The 300-nt window shown below is 42.0% G+C and carries 1 pseudogene; it reads right to left on the minus strand.

The features are described from left to right. Window positions 1-219: pseudogene (locus L5876_RS14965) on the minus strand (cytochrome b/b6); the annotation flags it as partial. Window positions 220-300: the final 81 nt, after the last annotated feature.

Raw genomic sequence — 300 nt, forward strand, 5'->3', positions numbered from 1 at the left:
GGTGGAAGACCCATAATAAAGGCCTCGCCCCGCGTGCAAGTAAATAAATAGGAAGAATATTGATGCTCCATTGGCATGGATCGATCGAAGAAGTCATCCATAATTTACATCTCGTGAAATATGGGCAGCGGATGAGAAGGCCATTTCAATGTTGGGCACGTAGTGTATTCTGAGGAATAGGCCTGTAATTACTTGGATTACTAGACATAGGCCTAATAGTGAGCCATAGTTTCATCAGATTGAAATATTGTTTGGTGCTGGCAGGTCAATTAGGGAGCCATTAATGATTTTAATTGCAGG

The sequence above is a fragment of the Hyphobacterium sp. SN044 genome (assembly GCF_021864465.1).
GTDB lineage: Bacteria > Pseudomonadota > Alphaproteobacteria > Caulobacterales > Maricaulaceae > Hyphobacterium.